This window comes from Shewanella sp. HN-41 (genome assembly GCF_000217915.1).
Classification (GTDB): Bacteria; Pseudomonadota; Gammaproteobacteria; order Enterobacterales; family Shewanellaceae; genus Shewanella.
The window spans coordinates 182,972-203,421 of sequence record NZ_AFOZ01000014.1; the positions used below are offsets into that span (position 1 = coordinate 182,972).

Genomic DNA, 20,450 nt, shown 5'->3' on the forward strand with positions numbered 1-20,450 from the left:
GAGTTAGCTATGTTCAATGCTGATATTCAAGTACCGTGTTCAAACACTAAGTCTCATCATATTCGACAGCATCTGGTTCTCAGTCGCCTCTGCGTATTACCGATTAATTCAGATTCAGCTCGGCGGCTTCTGGGGCTATGACGGGGATTGTCAGACAGAAAACGCTGCCTTTACCTAATGTGCTGCTAACCGTGATTTTTCCGCCAAGAAGTTGGCTGACGAGTTGATAGGTTAAGTGTAAACCCAGCCCTGTTCCGCCATTGCCCCTGCGAGTGGTGAAGAAGGGATCGAAGATTTGTTTCATCGTTTCCTCACTCATCCCTGTACCGTTATCTGATATTGTGATTTCGACCATCTGGTCTTTTATCATCTGCGCCGAGATTTTTATCTGGCCATTTACCGCACTTTCGAAGGCATGGGTTATCGCATTGGTGACGAGGTTTTCAAGGGATTGTCCGAGCGCGCCTGGGTAACTGTTCAGTTCTATATTGGGGGCAATGTCGATTTCGAGCTCATGGGATTGTTTCTTCATCCGTAACCACGAGGTATGCAGCATGTCCTGAACTAGACTCGTGAGCTTAAAATTACGGCGCTCTTCCCTTGTTCTATCGACGGCTAAGCGTTTGAAGCTACTGACTAAGGTCGCGGCTCTGCTTAAGTTGGCTTGCACTATATCTGCACCCTCGTGGAAGTGGATAAAGTAGGTGTCGAGTTCGGAGCGCTTAAGACCCGTTTCGAAGGCGGTTTGTAGCTTAGTACATTCATTTATCATACTCGATAGCGTGACCTGTGCTGCGCCGACTGGGGTATTCAGCTCATGGGCTACGCCCGCCACCATCATGCCTAAGGATGAGAGTTTTCCTGTCTCAATCAGTTGTTTCTGTGTGTCGTGTAAGTGTTGTAACGACTCGGCTAACGCCGTATTGGATTGGGTGAGTTTTTGCTGTTGTGCGGTTAACTCTTGATTTAAGTTGTCCCGCTCCCGCATGGACTTTGCAGCGCGCCAACAAATGCCACCACCAAGTAACAGCAATAAAACTCCTAGGCTGAGCGCTTCTAACAGGCTGCGTCGATTAATCTTTGAGAGTTGATCGTTGGGGATCCGTATCACGAGTTTCCAATCTTGGTCGGAAGTATTCGTTGCGTCTTGGACGGTTTCATAATCCCAGAGGCCTTCGGGGGTGATAAAGGCACCTTCGCCATGTTGGGTGATTTGTTGCCAAGCATCGGGATTGAGCTTAGCTAAGGTTAAATCGGGGCGATTAAACATAAATCCCCAGGTGAGTTCTGGGTTTGGTGAGAGTAGCCAGTACCCCTCTTTATTGAGCAGTGAAAGCTCTGTATTGCTGTTAGCCGTAATCTTGGCAATAGCGTCCAACATTGATTGGGCGAGAAAGTTGAGGGCAATAAACCCTTGGCGCTCGCCCGAAGGTAAAAACACTGGAGTAGTGACTCTCAACACTGGCTTGATTGGGGTTTCTATTTTCCCCTTTTCGACATTCAAGTCTAAGGGGGATATGTAAAAATTATCGGGTGGTAAGCTTAAACTTTGGATGGAGTAATAACGGTCGGCCTTTGATTGCAATAATGGCTTAGCAACCACTTGCGGATGGCCTTGAATAAGATTCACTCTTACTTTCTCGAAGGCATCGTTATCGAGCCAACGCACTTGATCGTAGTTTTGCGATGCGGCACTAAAGCTTTCGAAGAAATGTTCGACCTGAGTCAGATCTTGCACACTTCCCGCCGCCGCATCGAGGAGTGTTTGATATTTAGCGAGAAATAGGGCGTCGCGCCTAATATTCCCCAAATGGTAGGCAATTGTTTTAGCCGCATCGGCTAACAGGGTGTTCGCCTCTTGGTATAGGGGCGCCATGGCATCTTCATGGCGCTTTTGATAGAGCAATGTCGTGAGTATGGGCACCAACAATAACCACGGCAGCATGAATCTGAGCCAATAGCCCCCAAAAGAGGGGTGAGCCACGTGTGAGGGGGCTATCATAGTGGTGTTTTTTGATAGTTTTGAAGCCAAGTTAATAACTCCGGCAGTAGCATGGGTTTAGCATAAAAGTAGCCTTGCGCATCATGGCAACCGCGGTTGCTTAGCCATTTCACTTGTTCCATTGTCTCGACACCTTCGGCAATCACATTCATGTTAAAGCGTTGTCCCAGCAAGATAATGCTATCGACTATCGCGGCTGCGCCATCATCGAAGGTGATATTGTCGATGAAGGATTTATCAATCTTAATGCGGTCGAAGGTCAGCTTGCTGAGATAGGCTAATGAGGAAAATCCGGTACCAAAATCGTCAATGGCTACCTTAATATCTATCGAGCGTAATTCATTTAATTGCTTGCGGATGGTTTCGAAATTCTGCATCGCAATCGATTCAGTGACTTCAACTTCTATCTGACCTGGTGGCATGTGTGCGTCGGCAATGTGCTGCTTTAAAATATCGACTATGTTTTCCTGTTCAAGCTGCATGGCCGATAAATTGACTCCTATACGTAAATGGTTATATCCGGCCTTGTTGAGCACAGATAGCGCTTGGCAAGATTGCACAAATAGTTGCTCACCGAGTTGGGTGATCAAACCTGTCGCTTCGGCGATGGGGATAAAATCCAACGGCGGCACATTTTGACCATTTGGTAAGGTCCAGCGAGCCAGCGCTTCAACCCCGACGACTTCACCCGTTTTGATGCAGACTTGCGGCTGTAGTGCAATATGGATGTCATTACAGGTAATACTGTGTTGCAGCGATTGTAAGAGTTCGAAGTGATAGGCCACATTATCGTCATTGATTTGTTGGTAAGTCACGTGTTGTCTAATACCGATTTTTTTTGCGTTTTTCATGGCCATATTGGCTTGCGTTATGGCGTCAACCGCAGTGCCATCGGCTAATTCTAGCGGCAGTGTCACAGTGCTAATATTGACCGTGATCTTCGATTTTCCCTGTTGATAGGGTTGGGTAAAGAGTCGGCTAATAATGTCAGAGGTCACTAACGTTTTGGGGCCGAGCACCGCAAAAATATCATCTTTGAGGCGGGCGACTAATACACAAGCATCAAAGTGTTCGCGCAAACAAGAGGCAACGTGTTTGAGCATCTCGTTGCCTTGGGACGAACCAAATACATGATTAAAGTCGGAAAACTTATCAATATCTATGAGCAATAAATTAAATTTTTCACGAATATTCTCTGTGAGTACACCTTCTAGGGTGCGGATCAACACGTTGCGATTGGGTATCTTAAGTAGCGGATCCTCAAAGGCAATCTTATCTAGCTGACTCATTAGTGACACACTGTGCAGGCCGCCACAAATATTCATGCTAAACACGCGGATCATTTCTATTTCCGTAATATCCAGTGGCCTACCTGTGGCTAAATAAACCGAGTAATCCGCGCCTGCAAGTTCGTCAGGAAAAAAGAGGCAAGTAAAGTCATTTTCAATACGAGATTCCCTGCGGCTCAGGCAAAGTTCAAGTTGCGCCCGTATGTGTTGTTGCTCAAGTTGTTGTAATGAATAGCCAAAATACGGTTCAAACTCACCTGATGCGGCAATGATTTGGTGGGAAATACCTTGTTCGGTTAATTCATTTGTCGATTTTACGCAGACAATGCCACCATGGGGCAGGTTTAATAAGGTAGATAACTGACGCAACATCTTGCCTGAGAGTTCTTTGATATTGCGTGAGGTGTAGAGTGCGCCGCTGGACTCGGCAATCAGTTGTAAGCCACGCTTAGCATTGGCAATACTGCTAATTTGTTGATATGAGCGCAGGCTGGTGGTGAGGATAGTTTGCAGTCTATCGGCCGATAGCTCGGATTTAGTCCAATAGTCGTTGATGTCGTAATCACGCATTACATCGAAAATCGGGGCCATACCTGGCTGACCCGTAAGCAGAATGATGCGGATTTTTTCGTTGCCGAGCACTTCCCGAATGGCACGCACCAAACGTAGACCTGCATCTTCGGTTTCCATCATCACATCGACTAAGGCGATCGCAAAATCAATTTCCTCCGCTAACACTTGGCAAGCTTCTGCATAGCTAAAGGTTTGTGTTAGCTCAATTTTACAATCTAATACTTTAAGGGTAGATAACGCAAAGGCGGTTGAACGTTGAAAGTTTGTGTCATCGTCCACCGCGAGTATTTTGACTATTTTTTGATTTTCGAGGTGTTGTGGTGAAGGCTGTTCGTCTAAAAAAAAGACATCTTGTTCTTGGCTAATCATTATCTCCATCCTTGAGATGCCCTTCGCATCCTTATTTACTCAGCAAATAAAACGAGCATTTTTTATACATAGAGTATTTGCGACAGATGGGGTTAATTCAAGCAAGTATTTTGATTAGTCAATTATATAAATGGTTATATCACTACTCGATCTTAAAATCCTTAGCAAACAAGAGTTGTAGGGCCTTAAGGTATTCTTGATCTGGCTTAGGTTGCACGAGTTGGGCGAGTTCATCACCAATCGGCGTGAAGCGATAATAGCTAAAAAGCAGGTTGCCACTCTTAGGCGTGAGTTTCATTTGTATGCCCTGCAGGGCAAATTGGATGGGCGTTTTATTGTTGAGTAAGCCAGTTTCGAACTCGCTGCTGTGCAGTATCCCCGCATCGACTAAGGTCAGAATGCTGGAGTAGGGCAGACCAAACTGGGATAAGCCTAAATTGACCGAAGTCGTTTTTCTAAAGTATTGCCCAATCCCACCGGATAGCCGATAGCCACTGATCAGTTTTAGCCGTTGTTCGTTATTAACCTTTGCAGCCATACCGAGGGCTTTTTCTAGAATTTGTGCTTCCCTGTGGGTCAGTTGCTTGAGTAGCGCTAAGGTGCGCAGACTGAAGTTACCGGGATTGACTATCTCGCTCGATAGTATCCGTGCCCATAAGTCTTGCATCCTACGGTTATGGATTTGCTCCGCCATTAGAAAGAACTGGTGGCTCCAGTCGGGATCGAGATCTACACCCGTTACATCCGATGGGGTATAGCTCAAAGCAAGGGCAAAGATAGTTTCAACATTGGCCTGGTATTGGCTCGATAGTTTACGTGCCCTATGCTGTGCCCGCTCTGCAATGGAAGCATTTGCAGGGCGATAATCTTGCTCACTGGCTAAGCCTAATTGGCGTCCGAGAAGCAGGGCCTTTTTGCGAGCGGATACCTCGGATGTTGACTCGCCTTCTTCTGCCAACATTAAAATATCTGAATCCTTCATCGGGTTAATCCTTGAGCCTGCATTAGGGGTGAAGGTGAGGGCTTGGTGTGCTCGCACCTTAAGTTGTACCTTTAGTTTCAATCTCTAACTTGGCCTAGGCATTGGGCTAAGTATTTCGAGGGAATATCTCACCTAGCTTATTCGCTGTTCAGCTATTATGTCGCTTTATTCGGCAACTTTGGCAATGGTTTTCGCATTTTTGCCTGACCAAGACCATAAGGTTTCGTTACCGGGTTCAGGATGGCGCGGAACATTGAGCGCCAATATTAAGGAACATACGGCAAAACCTGCACCAATATAAAAGACAAGAGCAGGGTCCGTTAACCATAATAAGCCTAGGAGTACGGGAATGATGACCGCGGCGATATGGTTAATGGTAAAACTGACTGACATGGTTGCTGCGATGTCCTTACTGTCGGCGATTTTTTGGAAGTAGGTCTTCATGGCAATCGCCATGGCAAACAACAAATGATCGATAACATACAGCGCTGCAGCCATATGGGGCTGCTCGACTAACGCGTAACTGACGAAGACAAAAAAGAGCCCAATATATTCCACAGCAAGTGCATTACGTTCGCCAATTCGACCAATAACACGACCGATAGCGGGGGCAAAGAGTAAATTTACCACATAGTTGATCAAAAATAAGGCCGTGATTTCACTGACGCTATAGCCGAATTTCTCGACCATCATAAAGCCCGCGAAGACCATAAAAATCTGCCTCCTTGCCCCCGAAAAGAAGGTCAGCAGGTAATACAGCCAGTAGCGTTTGCGCAGGATAATCTTTTTATGTTGAACCTCTTTGGTCTCAAACTCTGGATAGTAGAGGCCCATGCTCAGTACCATAATGAGACCTAAGATCCCAATAATCAGATACATATGCCAGTAGTCCAACTTAAGCCATGTCATCACCAGCCAGATACTCCCGTAGCCCACAAGGGCCGCCGCTGAGCGCCACGCCAGTGCTTTACCCATAAATCCTGCGGCATCTTTTTTATCGACCCATTGGAGCGTGAGTGATTGATTTATGGTTTCAAAATAGTGAAATCCAACTGACATCAATACCGTGGTGATATATAGCCCCATTACCTGAGGGAAAAAGCCTGTTATGGCCACACCAATACATAACAGTGCCAGTGACAGTAGAGCGAAGGCTTGCTCGCGGATTAGTAGTAGTACAAAGATGGCGGTAAAGGCGAGAAAGCCGGGTATTTCCCTCAGGCTTTGTAGCATACCAATTTCAGCACCGGTGAATTGCGCTTTTTCAATCACGAAGTTATTGAGTAGGGCTTGCCAGACTGCGAACACTAATGACATTACAAAGGTCATCCACAGCAAGAGTGCTTTAGGATCTTTGGTTTGAATGGATTTCATGGATATGGACTCAGGCGATAAGTCTACAAATGCTAATGCTTTTTTGGTAATTAGGCTAGATAACTTAACGCTTAAATAATGTGTGGTTTATGAATCAATATCGCGATTTTTTTGAATGAAAATACGGCCGTCAGATCCGGTATACAATCAGATTCTAATGTAATTTATTTGTAAATTTATTTGTAAATTCTAATGCAAATCATTCTCAATTGATCTATTTTGTTCGCGCATTTACGGGGAAGCTGTTACACAGCGCGGAGAAAGAAATGAGAGCAGAGTTAAAGTTGAGTTCACTGGCCATCCTGGTCACTGCGTTCATAGGTGGGGTTAATTGCACCGCACAGGCAGCGACGGACCCTGCGATTTTAGAGCAGGCTATCGCAAGGCAAGAGGCTCAATTACAAGAATTAAAGCAGCAGTTATCGGAATTAGCAGCGCAACAGAAACAGCAGCAAGTTCAGCAGGCAGACTATCAAACTAAGACCAATACCACGGTAAATAGTGTTGAAACCGCCGCCGATAAACTTAGCAAGTTTTCATTTCAATCCTACGGTACCGCCGTTTATACCAGTGATGAGTACTTTGATAATGTCCAAGACACCACACCAGAGCGCCGTAATCGTTTCGATTTAGAGCGCGTTGTCACTGAGTTCGGCTATCAATTTACCGATGCTTGGAGCATGGAAGTCGAAATAGAGTATGAACATGGCGGCACAGGCGTCGCCTTAGAATATGATGGTTTTGATGAGTTCGGTGAATTTGAAACAGAAGTCGAAGCTGGCGGTGAGGTGATGATTGAAAAGGCCGAGCTGCGTTATCGTCCCTCTAAAGCCTTTGGGATTAAATTTGGTAATATCCATGTTCCTATTGGCTTGACCAGTATGCTGCACAAACCAAATCAATATCTTACTGTGATGCGTCATCGAAGCGAAGCCGCCATGATCCCCGCCGTTTGGAATGAAAACGGTATCGGAATATATGGTGAAATGGCCGATTTCCACTATCAGGCCCAAATTATCAGTGGTCTCAATTCAGAATATTTTAGAACCTATGATTGGGCTGCATCGGGTCATCAAAAACGATTCGAGCATGTTAATGGTGACGATTTAGCATTTGCAGGACGTCTAGATTACGGCAACTTTAAAAAAGGTTCCGCCGTTGGTGTCGCTTACTACTATGGCAATACCAGTGGTAATCGTCACAAGAGTAATAAAATCAATGTGGATGGCACAGTTAGCATAGTGTCAGTCGCCGCGGCTTATGTTGAAGGTCCTTGGATCTTACGCGGTCAGTATCTCTACGGCACCTTAAGCGACAGCGATGCCATTACCCAAGCCAATAAAACAACGCCAGGCTTAAGGCCAGGTAACTTCGCACAGCTAGGATCGCAGTCACAGGCCTTTTTTGTCGAAGCGGGCATCGATTTGAATCATTTCACCTCTCTTCCGTTAACCGTTTTTGCCAACATAGATTATTCCAATCCTTTGATGGAAGTCGAAACTGGCACGGCGACTCAGCGTTTTGAAAATACTTGGACCAGTGTCGGCATTAACTATTTCCCTATCTCCCAGATAGTGATTAAAGCGGAAGCAGGCTTACAACAAGTGGCCGTAGCGAGCATTCCCGATACTAATTTCTTCGCCCTTGGCGTGGGTTACCAATTTTCGCTCTAGTCACATTCACTTTTGATGGAACAAATAGGAAATTAAGCACTATGACATTACGTAAAACGGCAATAGCCATCGCCCTTATGAGTACCTTAGCTGCCTGTGGTGGCTCTGGATCGGATGATTCAACGCCCACAACACCGACAACGCCGGATAATCGCTTTAGTTACGCCGCCACTGAGATGATCATTAACTTGACCGATGACGTTATCGTGGCTGGTTATGCGGACTTAGCCGCGAAAGCGCAAGCACTTTTACTGGCGACTCAGAAGCTCACTAACTCAACGGCACAAGCGGATTTAGACGCTGCTCAAGCTGCGTGGAAAGCGGCACGTTTACCATGGGAGCAAGGTGAATCACATATTTTTGGCCCAGTAGACTCACTCAGTATCGATCCACATCTTGATAGCTGGCCGCTTAATACGACCGATCTACAAACACAGCTAAATTCTAATTCAGGTTTTGATGCTGAGACGATTAAGGGCTGGAACGATGATGTACAAGGTTTTCATACCATTGAATTCTTATTATTCGGCGATGGTGTGAATAGTAATACTAAACCTATCAGTCAGTTAACAGCAAAAGAACGTGAGTATCTCATTGCATTGGCCGAAGTGTTCCGTGATTACACTAAGCAGCTCGACGACGCTTGGCAGGTAAACCACAATCCGCAAGATACTGCCGCTAAATCCTATGCTGAGTTGCTGAAGAATCCCGGTGTAGCAGGCAATACTATTTACTCATCGCAATTGGCTGTAGTTGAAGAGTTGATCAATGGCATGATCGCGATTGTCGATGAGGTTGGTAACGGTAAGATTGCCGATCCCTTTGGTGATTCCCTTGCCACCGCTGATACTTCAAAGGTGGAGTCGCAATATTCTTGGAACTCATTAGATGACTTTGCCAATAACATCATTGGGGTACGAAATGTATATCAAGGAGAGTTTACCGGTAACAGTGATCGTCAGGGCATCATTAACTTCGTGGCCGCTGCCGATGCGAACTTAGCGACACGTGTTAGCAGTGAAATCGATGATGCCATTATCAAGATCCGCGCTATTGCTGGCAGCAATCAACAGCCTTTCCGTCAAGCGATTAAAGATGATGCGGGAAGGGCAAGAATTCAAGTGGCAGTGGATGCCTTGACTAAGCTGAAAACCACACTTGAGTCTGATGTCATACCATTACTTTCTCGTTGGAAATCTTAATTTCATATTCAGAGCAATGCTAAGGCGATAGCGGTTCTTGGCATTGTCATGAAATGACGCTAAACGACGGAACCCGTTTGGTGAGTTATGTCTTAAGCAGCAAGGATGCAATTGCATAGTTGCTGCTTTGTCATTTTATTTGTGTGAGATTTTTGATGAATAACAGACTCGTTTTATTACCCGCCTTTTTCATTGGCTGTTTACAGCTGAGTGCCTGTGGTGGCAGTGGCGATGCTCAAGATGTTGATACCCCAATACCTGAACCCATTGTTTATCCTGAATATACGGATATCACTGCCAGCGGCGGCGCGACAACAACCTTTGATGCAGGCAATTCTGGACATGGTTTTTCTACACCATCGGTAAATCTAACGGCGACCGAACTTGCGCTGCATATGGTGGGCGATAAGTTTTTTGAGACTTCTTTTACCACGGCGCCAAACGCTGAACACCCTGAGTTAGATGGTTTAGGTCCTGTATTTAATAACGCTAACTGCAATGCATGCCATCAACGCGATGGACGTAATTCGACTCCACAAGTCAGCGCAGGCCAGACTCGAGTCAAACTGGGATCTGATGCGGGCATCTTTTTGCGGATAAGTAAGGCTGCCAAGGATGTCTGTATTAAAGGCGATGCGAGTAATGATTATTGTGCACCCATTCCAGTACCTGATTTCGGCGGACAACTGTTTCATCGAGGCGTACTGCAGGCACGTGTTGATTGGCAGCAGAATCAGTTTATTGGGCAAGCGGATGTTTACTTATCCTATGAGGCAAAGTCAGTGACCTACCCCGACGGTACTGAAGTCTTATTGAAGAAGCCGCTATTTGAAGTGGAAAACCCCTATGATGCGCCAGGAGAAACTAAGCAAAGCCCCAATTTGACCTCAAATCTTTTGCAAGACGATGTGTTAATGGGATGGCGTAATGGCATGCCAGTGTTTGGCTTAGGTCTGCTCGAAGCGATTGCGCAGGAGGATATTTTGCAACATGTCGATGAAAATGATGCAAATCATGACGGGATCTCTGCAAAGGCAAACTATGTTTTTGATGCTGTGAAGGCACAAGCGGGTGAGCAGGAACCTGTGTCCTTAGGTCGTTTTGGTTGGAAGGCGAATACCCCGAGTGTGCGTGTACAATCCCTAGGTGCAATGCGTGGCGATATTGGCATAACTAATCCGTTATTCCCCGATGAAAGTATCAAAGGAACGGCGCTACACGATGCTTATCTCACTCGAACTGGTTTTATTGATACAGGGGCAGATGAAAATGGTGCGCCTGAAGTCGGAGCCGAGTTCAGCGATGCCGTCGTTTTTTATGCTGAAACCTTGGCCGTTCCTGCAAGGCGGAATGTCGCTCAACCGAATGTAAGAGAGGGGGCGAGATTATTCACTCTGCTTAATTGTACCGCTTGTCATGTGCCCTCTTATACCACTAAAACGAGTGGTGAAATTGGTGGGCGAGCCATGAGTGATAGCTTAAAAGGACAGAAGATTTATCCCTTTACCGATTTATTATTACACGACATGGGCGAAGGACTCGCCGATGGTCGACCAGACTTTTTAGCCTCGGGAAGCGAATGGCGTACAAGGCCACTGTGGGGCATAGGTTTAACCCAGACGGTCAATCCTCAAGCCGGTTTCTTACATGATGGACGAGCCGCGACCCTAGAAGAAGCGGTATTGTGGCATGGTGGTGAAGCTGAGAAGAGTCAAATTGCCTTTATGAATTTATCTAAAAATGAACGTGAGCAAGTCATTGCATTTTTAATGTCTTTGTAAGGAGTGACAGGATGATTTGTCGATTCATCCTGTTTAATATATCTCAGTATGGGCAAACCTCAGGGTTTGCCTTTTTTTTGTGAGCTGGCTAAAACTACCACATATCCCTGAGTTGTTTGGCGCTAAGCTCGTGATCTATTTCATGTAAATGGGTGAGTAAATCACCTAGTATGCGATAGAGTAATAGGCTGTTTGCCTATTGGGAGATAAATTTAAGCCGCCTCCTATTATCTTTCAGGCCGCTTTTTCTTATTTTTGTTGAGATAAACCGAGACTAAAGTGAAAAAAATTCTGATCATTTTCTCCAGTGTCCACGGCCAGACCCGTAAAATCACGGATCAGCTAGCACAGCAGCTTAGAGACGCGGGCAATTCGGTTGTTATTGCGGACATAAAGGCGGTTCCAGCCATGGAGTCCTTCGATAAAATTATCATAGGTGCCAGTATTCGCCATGGTAAGCATAACTCTGTTTTATATGAGTTTATTCAAAAAAATCAGTCTCTGTTAACCCAAAAAGTAGGGGGCTTTTTCTCCGTGAGTTTAGTCGCCCGTAAACCGGAGAAAAATACGCCCGAAACGAACCCTTACATGCAGGCCTTTTTAAGTAAAACCACTTGGCGACCTAAATTGTTACAGGTTTTTGGTGGTAACTTAAACTATCAAGGCTATAACGCTCTAGATAGAAACATTATCCGTTTTATTATGTGGTTAACTAAAGGCCCAACGGATCCTGTGACTAATGTTGAATATACGGATTGGCAGAAAGTAGCCGAGTTTGCCGAGCAAATTCATCAAGCAAAGTAAGGAGATTAAATGCCGAGTCTGGTCGCTAAGCTCAGTAAAGTATTGGCTATTTTGCTTGCGCATCTGCATGTCTGGATTGTGATTTGCTCTACCTTATTAGTGTGTACTAGCCCATGGATTTTTATTGGCAGAAGCCTGAGAAGCCACGCTAGTATTTGGGATTACCTCCATGTTTACCTCGGGCTTTTTTGTGCCTTCCTCGGCGGGTTATTTCTGGTTCGCAATACCTTACAGGGTAAGTGGCACTTATATTTTGGTTGGTTGATGGGGGACTGGGCACAACTTAAGCAAGATATTGTGGGGATCACGCGAGGTAAGCTCCCCGTAGCGGGTGGTAAAGGGTTATTCAGCACAGTGGAAGGCATGGGTATGTTATTACTTGTCGCAACTGGGCTGACGGGGGGAGTGTGGTTTATCTACCAAGATACCGCCGTGGCAATGGAATGGCGCACTTATCACCAAATATTTGCCCAAGCTTTTATCGCCTTTTTGGTTATTCATATAGTGCTGGCCGCAACCCATATTATTGAATTTATTCGTCAATAGATTCTAGAATTGTTTTATTTTTTCCGTTGTTACACCGAGATTGAGTTCCGCCTATCGTAGAGACATCATGATTCGGAACCTATATTTAAGTTTGTTCCCCAGCAATCATACTCTGTCTGTAGTTAAACGCTGTTAAACGTTCAGCCCATGTTCATCGACAAGGTATACATTTACTCTTAGACTTAATTCCATATGCGTCCCTAAGCTTGACTCTTACTCTGTCTCTTCAAGATGTTCTACTAAAGATCAGTGTCTTTTTATTTGCAGAAATGAGTCTAAGCCTATTGAAGCGTTGAGAATTATTTTTGAAATCTTAAATGGAGGTATCCTATGAACATTCAAAAAAGTGCTCTTGCTGTTGTTTTAACGGGTTTACTGTTTGGTTGTGGCGGCTCAGATTCCGATGATCCCGTCCCCCAGATGGGAACCTTTAGTCTAGGCGTCTCCGATAATCCCGCCGATGCCAGATCAGTCGTTATTGCATTTAAACAAGTCGTTTTGAAAAATGATACAGGCAGTCATTCATTCAATGTTATGCCTAATGGTGAACTCAAATTTGTTGATTTGCTGGAGTTTCAAGGCAGTGCAGTAGAAACCTTAGTCAGTGGTCAGTCTATTCCCGTTGGTGAATACCAAATGTGCCTTTATATGAAAAATAGCACTGTGGCGAATACGGACAGTTCATTTGTGCAGACTATGGGCGATGCGATGCACGGGCTAGTGACCAATAGTAATGGTTCCTGTGGTGGCGTCGGTGCGGAGGATAGCGATACAGGAAGACTGTTTTTCAATCAAAAATTTACTATCGCGGCAGGTGTTAATAACTTTGTCGCCGAGTTTAATTTAAATAAAGGATTGCAGGGGCCACACGGGAACAAGGACCACTGGACTTTGAAACCAACTTCAGTTCAGTTGTTTAATCAATCCGAAGTCGGGGCGATTAAGGGGACAGTGGGTGCGACCGTGATGGAAGGATGCGAAATGGCTGCTACCGGTTCAGAATTTGCCCCCACGGTCTACTTATACCCCGCTAATACTGGGTTAGCGCAGATGAAGGATTTCCGTCCTGAGGCCGATACTGCCACTGAAATCGCTCCTATTGCCGCCGCCCGCGTCAATGACATTACTGATGCGACTGGCCAAGTTGTTGGGCATGGCTACGAATTTGGTTTTGTTGTTACTGGGGATTACAGCCTAGGCTACACTTGTTTGGCACAGAATGATGATCCCGATGTGAGCAATAGTGCAGACGATGTGGGTGCGCCATTTTTCATTTATGCCGATGAGCAGGGCATTACTGTTACTGCAAAAGCGGTCACTGAGCGTAATTTCCCATAGGCACGATGCCGTTGTGGATTTCCCCCACAGAATAAAACTGAGCTTCATAATAAAAAACCAGCAGAAATGCTGGTTTTTTTATGGCATGAATATTTAAGAACGCTGTTGGCGACCTAAACCTAACATTGCAGCAAATACGAGGAACAGCCAGCCTAAACTGCCACCCGAGCTTGTTGGGGCTTTGGCATCTTTTTCGACGGCAAGATAATTTATTACGCCAATTAATTCATCTAACGTTTTGATATTACTTAAATTGACTGCATATTTATCATTCACAATAAATGTGGGAACGCTTTCAACTCGGAACTGTTCCTGCTGCGCGCGCCACAGGGCAAGTTTTTCATCGGTGTTTTTGCTATCGGCAAGTTCATCATACTTGGCAGCATCTATGCCGAATTGGGCGAAGACTTGCTTAATATCGTCGCGACTGTTGATTTGCACTTGGTGTTCATGATTCGGTGCACTGTGATCATGGCCATTTGCACCTGCTTCACCTTGGATAGCAGTGAACATGGCATGGGTAATCGCCTCTTTATTATCAACGTGTTGAATAACCGAGAGTGAGCGCATCACCTCTGTCCCGATTGCGCTATTCATAAAATCAACATGTTTGCTATCAAAGCGAATCTGCTTATTTAAATTGGCTTTAATATCAGGTAGATAATTTGTTTCCATATTGAAGCAGTTATGGCAGTAAAATGAGTAAAACTCAGTGAGTTTGGGCTCGCTGCTGGGGGCCTTATCAGACACTTGAGTATAATGGGTGCCTTCGACAAAGTTGGCGGCAAACGCGCTTAATGGTGTGACAATTAAGGCTACAGCCAAGGTTAATGGTTTGATCATATGTTCCTCAAAGTCGGTTAGATTGAATTCAGATCTTCTGTTAACGGCTCGGCAAATTAGGCATTAGACAAACTGGGGATGTTTCTTCTCGAAGTGACGCTTGCCAAAATGCCCGTGTTCACACAGGGTTCCAGAGTAAATTGAAAGGCTTAATTATCGCTGAATTACAGTGGGGATATTGGAGTAAATGTGTGATCCCTGAAGGGAGTTTCCATGAGATTTACAGGACTGCAAAGGGGATCACACTTCTCTATGGGTCTATTTCGCACCTTACAGGGCCGAATGGTAGTGCAGTTGATAGCAGGAGCAAGCCCCTGTGCTAGGGCGAGCATCGCTAGTGACACCATCTTAAGCAATATCTCTTAAGGATTGCCAAGCCTCACAGACTTCGCGGAATCGTGTGGCATCGCCATCTGGCCGATCGGGATGCCATTTTAATGCTAAACGGCGCCACTGTTTGCGGATATCCCGCGCGCTTGCACTTTCATCTAACTCGAAGACTCTAAGGGCATGGCCCTTGTTCATTAAGTTCACATTGAGGCCAATATAACTCTTATAACTGCTCCAGAAGGCTTCCAATAACTCTCGAATTACATTTTCACTAGCATCGTAATTATTCCAGTCAAAGTAGTAATCCCTCAGGGCAGAATCTTGCATGATCAATAGGTTAACATTAGATGGGACTAAGCGGAATATTTGGATCTCCATGGCTTTGACTTGTAACCATTGCTTAGGTAGCAGTATTTCTTGTAATTCAAACAGGGCATTCATTAGCAGGAAATTGCGTTTAAAAAGATCGTTACCTGGATTGTCATCGAGGGGGTGAATAAGCCCTTTGCTTTGTAATTCTGTCGCAAGATGGTGGATTTTCCAACTGTGATTTGAGGCTTGCAATACAGAGAGAAGGGGCCAAATAAGAGGGTTGTCACCTTTAGTGGTCGATAACCGCTCCGATTGTGCCTGATCTGTGAGTGAGGATTTAGCGAGTAGCATACTGACTGTCCCATCCTATATGGTTTGCAAAGCTTAAGTGATGAAAAATAAACTTTATCTTATCGAACAGATGGTTGTGGCTAACCGTGGATTTTAAAGCCCTACCTTCGTCCATAAAACATCAGCGAAAATAGACTATGCCATAGAGCAAAAGTGTAGGTAAAGATGGATTTTAGAGCAATCGATCCGCGAGTCACTCCATCTTTTTGTTGGTTTTTAGGGATGATTTGGAGCTAGCGAAGCGGCATTTTTATGCAAAAAACAAAATGCCCCGATTTAAACACTGTTAAATCAAAGGCATTTTATTTATGGTTCGGTTTAGATTTCGGTGAAGATCACTTCTTGTGCTAAACGAGACTTAGGCAGCTGAGCGTTGAAATCGTTATCCGAGCGATAGCCGAGGGCGACGACCACTGAAGCACATAGACCTTTTTCCCGCAGACCTAAAACTTGGTTCAGTTTAGTAGCATCGAAACCTTCAATCGGACAGGCATCGATATCTAACACGCTCGCGCCAAGCATTAAGGTGCCGAGTGCTAAGTAGACTTGCTTCTCCATCCAATGTTGGGCATCTTTCAGCTCATATTTGTGCATATTGGCGAAGAAAGAGCGGCCATTATGTTGGCCTTGCTTGGCTTCTTCATTGGCAAAGCGACCATCCTTTGCTTCTTGTTCCAGCACTTGCAGTAAGTGCGCTTCATCTAATTGGGTACGAGTACAGAGTACAACTACATGGGAAGCATTGAGGATTTTTTGGGGTATTAAATGCGAAGTTTTCAGTCGCCTGCGCCACTAAGGCTTTGCCTTCGGCGGTGCTGGCCAGCACAAAGTGCCAAGGTTGCGAGTTAGTCGATGATGGGCTGAACTGCAGTAAGGTTTTGATTTCTTCTATTTTATCCGCAGGAATTGTCTTAGTAGGATCAAATGCCTTAGTGGTGTAACGCTTTTTCGCGAGAAAACTTAAATCACTCATGTAACGGCTCCATATCATCGAGGAATACAAATGTAGTACAGCATTTTAAGCGGGTTTAAGTAAAAAACAATGTGATCGAGACAGGTATTAGTTTCAAAAAATTTTTGAAACTGGATTCAGGATAAATGATGAAAATTATTGAAACACAAAGAAGCTTAATAGAAATTCTAGATAGGAATTCTGCCCCTTTACTGTTGAAGTACTACCTAGATAATCAACAGCATTTAGCACCTTGGGAGCCTATTCGTGGAAGTCATTATTTAACGCTTGAGTATTGGCAAGATGCATTAACCGCGGCGGAGCAAGCATTTAGTCATGGCAGTGAGTTCAAGTTTGTCGCATTGACAAAAGACCGACAGGAAGTCATAGGCATTTGTAATTTTACAGGTGTTACCCGTGGTGTTTTTCAAGCCTGTTTTCTTGGCTATTCTATCTCGCAAAGATTTGAGGGGCAGGGGCTAATGACTGAAATTTTGTCTGCCGGAATAGATTACATGTTTAAGAACGTTGGACTTCACCGAATCATGGCAAATTATATGCCTGAAAATAAGCGTAGTGCTGCAGTTTTGGCACAATTAGGATTTGAAAAGGAAGGTTTTGCCCGAGATTACTTGATGATTGCAGGGCAATGGCGGGATCATGTTTTGACGGCAAAGATCAATGGATGAGCTTAGTGCTAAGTTATGATCTGGCTTTAGATATAAGGCTTAGGTTGATTAAGGCAAAGCTTTTAGCCTGTATGGCCTATGCTGATTACTCTTTATTAAAAGAAGTCCCATCAGAGTCCAACTGGCTGATACGCCAGAACAATCCAACCATACCAGTATCCAGCTGCGGATTCGGGCTGCATTAAAAGGTGAGCACCCAAAAAATCTATTGCCTTTAATCGGTAATGAACACGAAAACCAGCCCAATGGCATTGCGTTTTCCTTAACGGATTACCTCGAATTGGTTGATGATACTGGTCGAATCATCCGCAATGATAAACGTGGTGCTATCAGTGAAAATAGCGCTAAGTTACTGACAAGATTAAATATTCCCCATGGCAATTGGCTTAAATTGACCACAGAGTTTGGCAAGCTATTTCATGGCCCAGTGGGCACGCTGCAAGAACTGACCGGTTACTGCGAACATTTAGAAAAGCGACGACACTTTGCGGCAAGCAGTCAGCACTTACACAGCAACTGACAGCAACTTACATCACTTCGAAAATAATTATCGTCTAGCACCTCCCAAGTGCTGGGATGACTTACTTCGTCTGAAATACACCATTTTTGAAGGAATTAGCTCAATTTATTGTCTTAAATACAGTCCCTGCAACTGTTGATGGTTCTTATTTTAGCTATTTTAACTCGTACAAGTTGTAGACAAGTCGAAAGTGCATTATGTCGTTAATCTAAAATGGGTGGCTAGATTTATTGGCAGAACCCACATTTCGGAGTCTATATTCCGCAAAAAGTGTTATGTCCTGAAATATCTTAAAAAACTTCTGATTTATCTACAAAATCAATTAGATCAATACTGCAGTTAATCGCATGGGTGCCAGATGAGTCTTGGTAAACACCATTCTCATCCATACTTCTTACAAACACGTGATACGCTTCATTACTTCTTACATTAAAAAACAATAGATCCTTAGATGGTATGAAAACTTGTAAGTAAAAATCTTCGCTCGGATGACCTTCGGGAAATTTTCTTTTCCACAATGGCTGATAAGCTTGCAAACAATCATAAAAATCGGCAAACCTAATTATCTCTTCCTGTTTACCATATCTGGATAACTTTATCGCTTGATAGACTTCGGTTTTACTAACATCCGTCATAACATTAATGAATTTATGATCATCCTTTATAAAAACAAAATAAATAAACACTGGTGGTACCAGTAGAAAAAACAATAACACTATTTTTAAACGTAACTCAAACATCCACTTTCCCTCCTGCAAATACTTTTCACTACCTACCACTTTTTTCAAAAAATGTCCCGTCATACCCTATATTGTAGTAGGCTTCCGGCACAGGAAGGATGCTGGGTGACTCCAGCGTTATCATTAGCCCTTTAACTTTTGATGACTCTAGTTTAAGCGATTTTAGCTTGTACAAGTTGTAGACAAACCCAAAGTGCATTATGTTGTTGATCTAAAATTGATAGCTAGATTTTACAATTTTTTAATGGGTTAACTCATTTTTATGCTTCAGCTTTAGCTCTTTAACTTTTGATGACTCTAGTTTAAGCAATTTTAGCTCGTACAAGATGTAGACAAACCCAAAGTGCATTATGTTATTGATCTAAAATGGATGGCTAGATTTTTGGCAATAGAGAAGGAAAATAGGATGGGATGGATTCTGTTTGCAGTAGCAATTGGGGTTTACTTTATATACCGTACTCTCTCAGGTAATATCAGGAAAGCTTCGAAAATCATAGGGTACAGCCTCAATATCAAAGACACTATGGTTACGGAATGTATAGGCGCAATGCGAACGGACCCAAGTGCGGGCCCAGAGAATACCACAAGACAGCGACTTTTTTGTGAATCTGTGATTCGTTCACATGGGAGCATCGAGAAAATGAGCCCATTGGTTAAGACATTTTACATTTATCAGATACTGAAGAACCCTCACGATGATAATGTAAGCTGGTGGGCGAATCGGCTTAAAGATTGTGGGTTTTCAGCTGAAATAACAGCGCATGAACGTGAGATATTCGAAACCTTTTTTGAAGTTGACCATGGTGGTTTTAAAGAGTTTGTTTCAGTGCACAACCAAACACTCATATAACAAGCCCAATCAGAAATACGTACTGCGCGCGCGGGATCTTGCTATGCTCGCCCCTTGTTGGAGGCGTTAGCACTCAACCGAGCATGGAGATAATGAATTGAGAAAGCCAAGATTATTTATTGCTTCATCTGTTGAGAGTTTAGCTATTGCCGAAGCTGTGAATGTAAATTTGGATCATGAGTTTGAAGTTACTCTCTGGAAGAATGGCACTTTCAAGCTCTCATCTTCTGCAATTGATGATCTTGTAGAGAAATCATCTTTTGTAGATTTTGCGCTCTTTATTTTTGCTCCAGACGACATATCTACGATTCGGAGCAGAAGCCAGCATGTAGTCCGAGATAACGTAATCTTCGAGATGGGGTTATTTGTTGGTGCAATTGGTAAATCGCGCTCATTCATATTAAAGCCCCGCGATGTAGAAATGTACCTTCCAACTGATTTGCTAGGTGTAACCCCTGCTGATTATGATGCAAATCGATCGGACGGGGATTTGGTTTCAGCGACTAATCGTGCGTGTTCATTGATTAAATCTGAGGTTGAAAGGCTGGGTTTAATAAATCACGAAAGACTCTCTGAATCCAAAAAGATTATTGCCAATCCCACAAGTTACGAACTCAAAGAGCAAGACTACAAATTTCTAGCAGCTTGCCTACAAAGCCATACCGCAAATCCTGTGGGCCTACCGTTTCATAGAATTTCAAACAATTTCCGCGGTACAAATGAGGCAGCGTTACAAATATCGTTGATAAAATTAGAAAGAATGGGGTATTTGAGCAAAACAGTGGAAACCGACGAGCATGATGGCTACGACTTTTATGCGTACTCTATTACTGAGATGGGAGTTGATATTCTGTTGCAGAACGAAGATCTTCTACAACCAAAAGCTCCCTTACCACCGCTAGGTTTTGATAGTGATGTGCCATTCTAGTG

Annotated in this window: 16 protein-coding genes and 2 pseudogenes; 10 read left to right on the forward strand and 8 right to left on the reverse strand. The window is 44.1% G+C overall.

Annotated features, from left to right (window positions below):
• Window positions 1-103: 103 nt before the first annotated feature.
• From SOHN41_RS03450 to SOHN41_RS03465, 4 genes are all read right to left on the reverse strand, one after another.
• Complete coding sequence (locus tag SOHN41_RS03450; protein WP_037457974.1) at window positions 104-2,002, reverse strand: sensor histidine kinase; 1,899 nt, start codon at window positions 2,000-2,002, stop codon at window positions 104-106.
• Window positions 1,999-4,233, reverse strand: a complete 2,235-nt coding sequence (locus SOHN41_RS03455) for a putative bifunctional diguanylate cyclase/phosphodiesterase (protein ID WP_007645634.1) — start codon at window positions 4,231-4,233, stop codon at window positions 1,999-2,001. Before SOHN41_RS03455 ends, SOHN41_RS03450 begins: the two co-directional genes overlap by 4 nt.
• A 142-nt stretch (window positions 4,234-4,375) precedes the next feature.
• On the reverse strand, window positions 4,376-5,215 hold the full coding sequence (locus tag SOHN41_RS03460) for a TIGR03899 family protein (protein ID WP_037457977.1): 840 nt from the start codon (window positions 5,213-5,215) through the stop codon (window positions 4,376-4,378).
• A gap of 165 nt (window positions 5,216-5,380) precedes the next feature.
• Entirely contained in the window at window positions 5,381-6,589 is a 1,209-nt protein-coding gene (locus SOHN41_RS03465; protein WP_007645637.1) for an MFS transporter, read from the reverse strand.
• 266 nt (window positions 6,590-6,855) lie between these two features.
• Between SOHN41_RS03465 and SOHN41_RS03470 the strand changes: the two genes are divergently transcribed.
• From SOHN41_RS03470 to SOHN41_RS03495, 6 genes are all read left to right on the forward strand, one after another.
• Complete coding sequence (locus SOHN41_RS03470) at window positions 6,856-8,262, forward strand: hypothetical protein (protein WP_007645639.1); 1,407 nt, start codon at window positions 6,856-6,858, stop codon at window positions 8,260-8,262.
• Window positions 8,263-8,303: 41 nt separating this feature from the next.
• Window positions 8,304-9,464: an imelysin family protein gene (locus SOHN41_RS03475; protein ID WP_007645641.1), complete on the forward strand. Its 1,161-nt coding sequence runs from the start codon at window positions 8,304-8,306 to the stop codon at window positions 9,462-9,464.
• Between the two features lie 155 nt (window positions 9,465-9,619).
• Entirely contained in the window at window positions 9,620-11,245 is a 1,626-nt protein-coding gene (locus tag SOHN41_RS03480; protein ID WP_007645643.1) for a di-heme oxidoredictase family protein, read from the forward strand.
• Window positions 11,246-11,524: 279 nt separating this feature from the next.
• Entirely contained in the window at window positions 11,525-12,049 is a 525-nt protein-coding gene (hemG, locus tag SOHN41_RS03485) for a menaquinone-dependent protoporphyrinogen IX dehydrogenase (protein ID WP_037457980.1), read from the forward strand.
• Window positions 12,050-12,058: 9 nt separating this feature from the next.
• Complete coding sequence (locus tag SOHN41_RS03490) at window positions 12,059-12,595, forward strand: cytochrome b/b6 domain-containing protein (protein WP_007645647.1); 537 nt, start codon at window positions 12,059-12,061, stop codon at window positions 12,593-12,595.
• Window positions 12,596-12,925: 330 nt separating this feature from the next.
• Complete coding sequence (locus tag SOHN41_RS03495) at window positions 12,926-13,933, forward strand: DUF4382 domain-containing protein (protein WP_007645649.1); 1,008 nt, start codon at window positions 12,926-12,928, stop codon at window positions 13,931-13,933.
• A gap of 93 nt (window positions 13,934-14,026) precedes the next feature.
• Here the strand turns inward: SOHN41_RS03495 and SOHN41_RS03500 are convergent, their stop codons facing one another.
• From SOHN41_RS03500 to nfsB, 3 genes and pseudogenes are all read right to left on the reverse strand, one after another.
• The gene (locus SOHN41_RS03500) at window positions 14,027-14,776 is read right to left on the reverse strand and encodes a DsbA family protein (protein WP_007645651.1); all 750 of its coding nucleotides are present in this window, start codon (window positions 14,774-14,776) and stop codon (window positions 14,027-14,029) included.
• 348 nt (window positions 14,777-15,124) lie between these two features.
• Entirely contained in the window at window positions 15,125-15,769 is a 645-nt protein-coding gene (locus SOHN41_RS03505; RefSeq protein WP_007645656.1) for a DNA-J related domain-containing protein, read from the reverse strand.
• Between the two features lie 318 nt (window positions 15,770-16,087).
• Window positions 16,088-16,742, reverse strand: a pseudogene (gene nfsB, locus SOHN41_RS03510) (oxygen-insensitive NAD(P)H nitroreductase).
• Between the two features lie 128 nt (window positions 16,743-16,870).
• Here nfsB and rimJ point away from each other — a divergent pair.
• The gene (rimJ, locus tag SOHN41_RS03515) at window positions 16,871-17,410 is read left to right on the forward strand and encodes a ribosomal protein S5-alanine N-acetyltransferase (RefSeq protein ID WP_007645659.1); all 540 of its coding nucleotides are present in this window, start codon (window positions 16,871-16,873) and stop codon (window positions 17,408-17,410) included.
• 44 nt (window positions 17,411-17,454) lie between these two features.
• A pseudogene (locus SOHN41_RS03520) lies at window positions 17,455-17,930 on the forward strand (transposase); the annotation flags it as partial.
• Between the two features lie 290 nt (window positions 17,931-18,220).
• Here SOHN41_RS03520 and SOHN41_RS03525 read toward each other — a convergent pair.
• The gene (locus tag SOHN41_RS03525; protein ID WP_139058321.1) at window positions 18,221-18,718 is read right to left on the reverse strand and encodes a hypothetical protein; all 498 of its coding nucleotides are present in this window, start codon (window positions 18,716-18,718) and stop codon (window positions 18,221-18,223) included.
• 358 nt (window positions 18,719-19,076) lie between these two features.
• Between SOHN41_RS03525 and SOHN41_RS03530 the strand changes: the two genes are divergently transcribed.
• Together SOHN41_RS03530 and SOHN41_RS03535 are read left to right on the forward strand one after the other, a co-directional pair.
• Window positions 19,077-19,520, forward strand: coding sequence for a DUF1198 family protein (locus SOHN41_RS03530; RefSeq protein WP_037457983.1), 444 nt, complete (start codon window positions 19,077-19,079; stop codon window positions 19,518-19,520).
• Window positions 19,521-19,617: 97 nt separating this feature from the next.
• Window positions 19,618-20,448, forward strand: coding sequence for a TIR domain-containing protein (locus SOHN41_RS03535; protein ID WP_007645663.1), 831 nt, complete (start codon window positions 19,618-19,620; stop codon window positions 20,446-20,448).
• The last annotated feature ends 2 nt before the right edge of the window (window positions 20,449-20,450 follow it).